This window comes from Arthrobacter sp. UNC362MFTsu5.1, assembly GCF_000685965.1.
In the GTDB taxonomy this organism is placed as follows: Bacteria; Actinomycetota; Actinomycetes; order Actinomycetales; family Micrococcaceae; genus Arthrobacter.
Genome location: NZ_JMLE01000021.1, coordinates 81,406 through 87,606 on the forward strand (window position 1 = coordinate 81,406; position 6,201 = coordinate 87,606).

Consider the following 6,201-nt stretch of genomic DNA (forward strand, 5'->3'; position numbering starts at 1 on the left):
AGGCAGATGCAGGGATGAGTGAAAATTTGCCCACTTGTGGTGTGCGTCACCCGTGCTTAGTGGGAGGGGCGGGATTCCTGCTCCGAGAGCCGGCTCAGGAGGCCGTCGTAGCGGGGCGGCATGAGTTCCAGGACGGAAATCGCCGTGCTGGTCCGCTGGATCCCCTCGATCTCCAGGATCTCGTTGGTGATGCGGTAGAGGTCGGCGGTACTGCGTGCCACCACCTTGGCCATGAGGTCCGCGTCCCCGGTGGTGGCGTGCACCTCGATGACCTCCGGGATCGCGGCGAGCCCGTCTTCCACTGCGCCTGTCCGGGTCTGGCTGATGGACAGCGAGAGGAAAGCCATGAGGTCATAGCCGAGTGCGGCGGGGTCCAGCCTCCGGCTGAAGGAGCGGAGGGCGCCGCTGCGCTCGAGCCGTGCCAGCCGGGCGTGGACCGTGTTCCGGGCGACGCCGAGCGTCCGCGAGAGTGCCAGGGCGCTGGCTTCTGGATCCTTGTCGAGGGCCAGGATGATCCTGCCGTCCAAGGAATCCAGGGTGCGGGGGTTCGGGATGGTCATATTTTCACCACAGTTACTAGAAGTTGAGCAGAAGTCCCAATGGCTTGAGGGTATCTTGCATTGTGGGGCGGGTCACAATCATGATCAGTCCTCATGACCCGTGATCAGATCCTGACCGCACCGGACACCGCGCTTCCCGCCCTTCGCGGCGCTGTGGCCGGACTTCCGCCGTACGTCCCGGGCCGGCGCAGCGCCGGCGTGGACATTGCAGCTCTCGCCAGCAACGAAAGCCACTACGAGCCGCTGCCCGCTGCCGCCGCCGCGGTGGCCGCAGCGGCCGGTACCATGAACCGCTACCCGGACAGTGCCGCCGTCGAACTCCGTGAACGGCTTGCCCGCCACCTCGGTGTCACGGCCGGAGAGGTGGCGGTGGGGCCGGGCAGCGTGGGCGTCCTCCAGCAGATCATCACCGGCCTGTGCGACGCCGGGGATGAAGTGATCTTCGCGTGGCGCTCCTTTGAGGCCTACCCCATCCTGGTTGAGCTGGCAGGCGCCCGGCCGGTCCGCATCCCGCTGGACGACGCAGAGGGGCACGACCTCGCTGCCATGGCCGCGGCCGTCACTGACCGCACCAAGGTGATCCTGCTCTGCACCCCCAACAACCCCACCGGCGTGCCGATCAGCCATGGACGCATCGAGGCCTTCCTGCAATCCGTCCGCTCGGACATCCTCGTGGTGATCGACGAGGCCTACGTGGAATACGCCGAAGCGGGCAGCGGCCCCGATTCCCTGGCGCTCTACGGCCGGTTCCCGAACGTCTGCATCCTGCGCACATTCTCGAAGGCGTACGGCCTCGCCGGCCTGCGCGTGGGCTACGCCGTGGCGGCGCCGGCCATCGCCGAGGGACTGCGTCGGACCGCCCTTCCCTTCTCGGTGAGCGCGCTGGCCCAGAAGGCGGCCGTCGCTTCGCTGGACGCGGGGGAGGAGATGGAAGCGCGGGTGGCCGCCGTCAGGGAGGAGCGCGCCCGGATGGCCGGGCAGCTGGAAGCCCAGGGCTGGAAACTGCAGCCGAGCCAGGGCAATTTCCTGTGGATCCGCGCGGACGAGAGCCTCCGGGCGAGGCTGGTGGACGCGTTTGACGCCGCGGGCGTCATGGTCCGGGCGTACCAGGGCGACGGCGTGCGGATCACCGTTGCCGATCCAGCCTCCAATGATCGCGTGCTCCGGCTTTTGGAAGCGCACGCAGCCTCGACAATCGACTGACCTTTTACCAACCCGTTCCGCCTACAACCAGAGGAATTCCCATGGAACAACAGACAAAGACGTCTGCCCGCGCCCTCGGCGCGGCACTTAAACCCCGCCAGCTCACTATGATGGGCCTGGGAAGCGCCATCGGTGCCGGCCTGTTCATCGGCTCAGGCGCCGGCATCCAGGCTGCCGGCCCGGCCGTGCTGATCTCCTACCTCGTGGCCGGCACGCTCATCATCCTGGTGATGTGGGCCCTCGGCGAGATGGCCGCCGCCAACCCGGACAGCGGCGCCTTCTCCGTCTACACCGCCAAGGCCTACGGGCCGGTGGCCGGTGCCACCGTGGGCTGGCTCTGGTGGCTGCAGCTCGTGGTGGTCATCGCAGCGGAAGCGCTCGGTGCGGCCGGCCTGCTGGCCACCATTTTCCCCGCGCTCCCGGTATGGCTGATGGCCTTCGTGTTCATCGTGGTGCTCACCGCCGTGAACCTCACCAGCGTGAAGAACTTCGGCGAGTTCGAGTTCTGGTTCGCGCTGCTCAAGGTGGCGGCCATCGTGGCGTTTCTGGCTGTGGGCGCTGCCCTGCTCTTCGGCTGGCTGCCGGGCGTCCAGTCGCCGGGCCTGTCCAACTTCACCGGTGCCGGCTTCGCACCTAGCGGCTTCGCCGGGATTGCCACGGCACTCTTCGTGGTGGCATTCGCGTTCGGCGGCACCGAGATCGTCTCCGTGGCGGCAGCTGAGACCGCCGAGCCTGCCCGCAGCGTGAAGAAGGCAGTCCGGACTGTGCTGTGGCGCATCCTGGTGTTCTACATCGGCGCCATCTTCGTCATCGCGGCTGTTGTTCCCGTCGGTTCGGCGGGGCTGAAGAGCCCGTTCGCCGCGGTGCTGGATGCCGCCGGCATGCCCGGCGCGGCCACCGCCATCACGCTCGTAGCCGTTGCCGCACTGCTCTCCGCCCTCAATGCCAACCTCTACGGTGCTTCCCGGATGGCGTATTCCCTCGCGGAGCGGGGTGAGGCTCCGCGCCTGCTTGCCTCGGTGTCCAAGGCCCGGGTTCCGGTTGTGGCAGTTCTGGCCAGCGTCGCGTTCGGCGTTGTCACGGTGGTGCTGGAACTGGCTTTTCCCGAGATGGTCCTCCCCGTCCTGCTTAACATTGTGGGCTCGACCTGCCTGCTGGTGTGGACGTCCGCGCTCCTGGCCCAGCTCGCGCTGCGCCTCCGCGCCGACCGCGACGGGACGGAACTTCCCCTGCGGATGCCGGGCTTCCCGTGGCTGACGGTGTTTGGTCTGGTCATCCTTGCGGCGATCTTCACAGTGGGCTTCATCGGCGAGGATTCCCGTCCCCAGCTTCTGAGCACTTTCGCACTCGTGGCGCTGCTGGCGGTGGCGAACTGGTTGAACCACCGGAACCGGAAGGTTGCGCCGGTTGTGGAATCTGCGGATAGTGCCAAGCAACCGGTTCTCATCGACTGAATCACCTGCTTTGAACCACTTCGCGGGTTGACTGCGTAGGAAGGGCGCGCCCGGCTTTCGCCGGGCGGGCCCTTCGCAACGTAGAAACTACTTGGTTACGTGAACGACCACTGCCTTCTCGACGGCTTGTTCCGATCCGGCGTTGTCGATTCCAGTAACTGTCCAGTTGCTGAGGAGTAGCACTGTCTTGCCGGTGTCTGAGTTGTAGACGATTTTTTTGAAGCCCAAGGCGGTCAGCTCATCGTCAAGTGCCTCTGCGTTCATGCCGGCAGTGTTGGCGGGGATTACGACAGTCGCTCGTGCAACAGGAGCTGGCGCTGGGGCCGCCACAGCTGCAGGAGCAACAGGTTCAGCTGTTACGGTCGCCGTCACAGTTGCCATGGCAGTGACGGTTGCCGTGGCCGTCTGAGTGACAGTCTGCGTGACGATGGGAGCTGCCTGCGGTGAGCCTGCGCAGCTCGAAAGGGTCATGCACAGGAGCACGCCACTGGCCAAAGTTGTGGTGAGTTTCAAAACTAATTCCCCTCTAAAACAAATGCAGGTAAATTGATTGCCTTCGTGCAGGGTTTTCGAATTCGGGCACGCCTGCAATACTTCGTGCCACGCCCTGACCAGACGATGAATTACTGTCTGAGATGGAACTCGCGAGTCGGATTGATCCTCTGGACCGCGTCCGGGGGAGTTGCCCTAGAATGACGGCGGTATTTCGGTCGTTTATGTTCTTCCGGTCACGGGGCCATTTATGTTGACGCCTTGACCGCTAGAACCGGACCGGACCGCTATAGCCCAGTGGTGCTCACTCCGTACTCGGCCTGTTCTGGGGTGAAGCCCTCGTAGAGCAGTTGCTCGACCAACCCACTGTGCGAGAAGGAGCTGAAGTCCAGGTAGCTCTTGGCGGATTTGGCCGCCTGCGCGTTCCAGTCGACAGTAATTCGGTCCACTGCCCATGTCGCATCCTCAGTCGAATATTTCTCGTATTCAAGCTGATGGATCAGACCAGGACGCGAGAAAGCACTGAAGTCGAGGTAATCACCAGCGGCCCGCAGAGCATTCTGCTGACTGATAGTTCCCCTTTTGGCTGCAGCTTCAGCCTCTGCAGCTGCCTTAGCTGCTGCGGCATCAGCGTCAGCCTTGGCTTTGACAGCCGCATCGGCCTCGGCTTTTGCCTTGGCTGCCGCATCGGCCTCAGCCTTAGCAGCTGCGTCAGCTTCCGCTTTTGCCTTGGCAGCCGCATCAGCATCAGCTTTGGCTTTGGCAGAGGCTTCAGCTTCAGCAGCAACTACGGCGGGATCTTTAGTGGGCGTCGGTGTGGCAGATGCGGTCTGAGCCGCAGCGGCGACCTTGGGAGTCGAAGCAGCGGGCTCAGCCGAAGGGGCAGAGCCTGCGCGGGCGGAGTTGACGACGATGCTCAGGAGAATGACAACGCCGGTGACGATCAACGCGATCTTCCTGTGCCTGTCATAGCCCTCCAGCTGAAGACCCTGCTTGTCCCTCATTTTGTTAGCAAGAATCAGGATGAGGTCAACGAGGGCCCAGATCCCCAAGCCGCCAAAGGTGACCAGCTTCAGAATGCCGGTTCCCACTTTGCCAAGGTAGAAGCGATCAACGCCGAAGACGCCAAGGAGCAGCGACAGCAGCCAGGTCGTCAGGAACGACTTATTGCTGGCAGGCAGCTGACCATAGCCGTAGTTCGGCGGATAGGGGGCGGTGTAGGGTTGCTGGCTCATGAGAGTCCTTTCATAGGACACCTGACCCGCGTGCGATGCGATGCGTGCGGGGTGGGTGCAGTGATGGACGCACATGGAGGAAATGGAGCGCGGCACAGAGGCGGTACACCGCAAAAGCCGACAAATACAAGCATCTTCGCTTCCCCCCAATAGCTTCAAAGTCACTCAATTAGATCCGAGAAAACATCGGCATTTCGGTTTCTAGGACAAAACTGCGTGAATCTTGATTTTCAATTGATGCTTTGTGAACCCCGCTAGCCAAGCCCTGGGGTGAGATTCGCGTTTACTATCTTTTAGAGGAGGTCGGCGGCGACCACTGGGCGCTATCCGTCAGATGTGCGGGCTTTGGCTCCGCCTTTGGCGAGCCCCATAAACATCGTCAGGTGCAGGACGTCCACGTGCTTGCGGGCAATGTCCACGGCTTCGTTGCCGTCGCCAGTGCGTAGGGCCGCCACCAGTGTCACGTGGTGGCAGTTCGACTTGTGTAGCATTTCGATCGGGTTGGGGATGAAGTGCTCGTAGAGCTCTGCCAGCGTGTCGTGGTACGCATCGACGGCGGTGCCCAGTCCTGACGCAGTGCCCACCAAGTGGCGGAACTGTTCGTCGGCCTGGTGGTAATCGGACCAGTCGGAGGATTCGGCCATCTCATGCATCAGCCGGTCGAGCTCGTCCAGCTGCTCAGCCGTGGCGTTGAGCGTCGCATAGTGCGTCACCGCGCATTCAAAGAGCAGCCTTCGGTCCACGAACCGGTTCACGGCCTGAGATCCTTCATTGCGCAGGCGATGCTGGATTTCGTCGCGGACCGGGGGAGAGTCGGTGAATTTGACGACGCGCGGGGTTTCCAGCTAACCCCGCCGAGGCAAAGGCATTTGAGGTCGGAAGTCGCGACCCCAGAAGGGCCCAGCAGGCCGCGTCTACCACACAAGGAGGTGCCCAGGGCCCTTCGAGCACTGGGCTCGTTCAGGCCGGCCGCCGCTTTCGTGTAAGCAGCAAAAGGTAGGTTTCTGGTGCGTATAGCTTAGGCCGGAGCGACGAGACAACGTGATCTGACCCTGGCACGTGCGAGGTCAGGATTCGGAGCGGACGACCGAATGAGGACTCGTCCAGGTTCCGTCCCGCCCATTCACTCAGCGGAACAGGCGGGACGGAAGCTTCTTTGCCTAGCCGGCTGCCCGGTAGAGGAAGGCGGCCATCGCGTCGCGGTTGATGGGTGCCAATGGCCGGTAGGTCCGTGATCCGTCGGCTTCGGTCCATCCA

General features: G+C 63.4%; 6 protein-coding genes. 2 read left to right on the forward strand and 4 right to left on the reverse strand.

Annotated features, from left to right (window positions below; all coding sequences use genetic code 11):
* Positions 1 to 56: 56 nt before the first annotated feature.
* Positions 57 to 560: an Lrp/AsnC family transcriptional regulator gene (locus BS38_RS0117900; protein ID WP_028272046.1), complete on the reverse strand. Its 504-nt coding sequence runs from the start codon at positions 558 to 560 to the stop codon at positions 57 to 59.
* 93 nt (positions 561 to 653) lie between these two features.
* On the opposite strand from BS38_RS0117900, the gene hisC reads away from it, so the two are divergent.
* Together hisC and BS38_RS0117910 are read left to right on the forward strand one after the other, a co-directional pair.
* Positions 654 to 1,763: a histidinol-phosphate transaminase gene (gene hisC, locus BS38_RS0117905; RefSeq protein ID WP_028272047.1), complete on the forward strand. Its 1,110-nt coding sequence runs from the start codon at positions 654 to 656 to the stop codon at positions 1,761 to 1,763.
* A gap of 41 nt (positions 1,764 to 1,804) precedes the next feature.
* Positions 1,805 to 3,217, forward strand: a complete 1,413-nt coding sequence (locus tag BS38_RS0117910; protein WP_028272048.1) for an amino acid permease — start codon at positions 1,805 to 1,807, stop codon at positions 3,215 to 3,217.
* 87 nt (positions 3,218 to 3,304) lie between these two features.
* Here BS38_RS0117910 and BS38_RS27195 read toward each other — a convergent pair whose 3' ends face one another.
* The 3 genes from BS38_RS27195 to BS38_RS25590 all read right to left on the reverse strand — a co-directional run bounded on the left by BS38_RS27195 (position 3,305) and on the right by BS38_RS25590 (position 5,699).
* On the reverse strand, positions 3,305 to 3,481 hold the full coding sequence (locus BS38_RS27195; protein ID WP_197024975.1) for a hypothetical protein: 177 nt from the start codon (positions 3,479 to 3,481) through the stop codon (positions 3,305 to 3,307).
* Between the two features lie 515 nt (positions 3,482 to 3,996).
* On the reverse strand, positions 3,997 to 4,944 hold the full coding sequence (locus BS38_RS0117920; protein WP_028272049.1) for an Ltp family lipoprotein: 948 nt from the start codon (positions 4,942 to 4,944) through the stop codon (positions 3,997 to 3,999).
* A 323-nt stretch (positions 4,945 to 5,267) separates the two neighbouring features.
* The gene (locus BS38_RS25590; RefSeq protein ID WP_231511318.1) at positions 5,268 to 5,699 is read right to left on the reverse strand and encodes a FadR/GntR family transcriptional regulator; all 432 of its coding nucleotides are present in this window, start codon (positions 5,697 to 5,699) and stop codon (positions 5,268 to 5,270) included.
* Positions 5,700 to 6,201 lie beyond the last annotated feature (502 nt).

What these genes read in the sequence shown, in the direction of transcription:
- BS38_RS0117920 (WP_028272049.1), bottom strand. Translation starts at nt 4,944, where the DNA reads ATGAGCCAGCAACCCTACACCGCCCCCTATCCGCCGAACTACGGCTAT.
- BS38_RS0117900 (WP_028272046.1), bottom strand. Translation starts at nt 560, where the DNA reads ATGACCATCCCGAACCCCCGCACCCTGGATTCCTTGGACGGCAGGATC.
- BS38_RS0117910 (WP_028272048.1), top strand. Translation starts at nt 1,805, where the DNA reads ATGGAACAACAGACAAAGACGTCTGCCCGCGCCCTCGGCGCGGCACTT.
- BS38_RS27195 (WP_197024975.1), bottom strand. Translation starts at nt 3,481, where the DNA reads ATGAACGCAGAGGCACTTGACGATGAGCTGACCGCCTTGGGCTTCAAA.
- hisC (WP_028272047.1), top strand. Translation starts at nt 654, where the DNA reads ATGACCCGTGATCAGATCCTGACCGCACCGGACACCGCGCTTCCCGCC.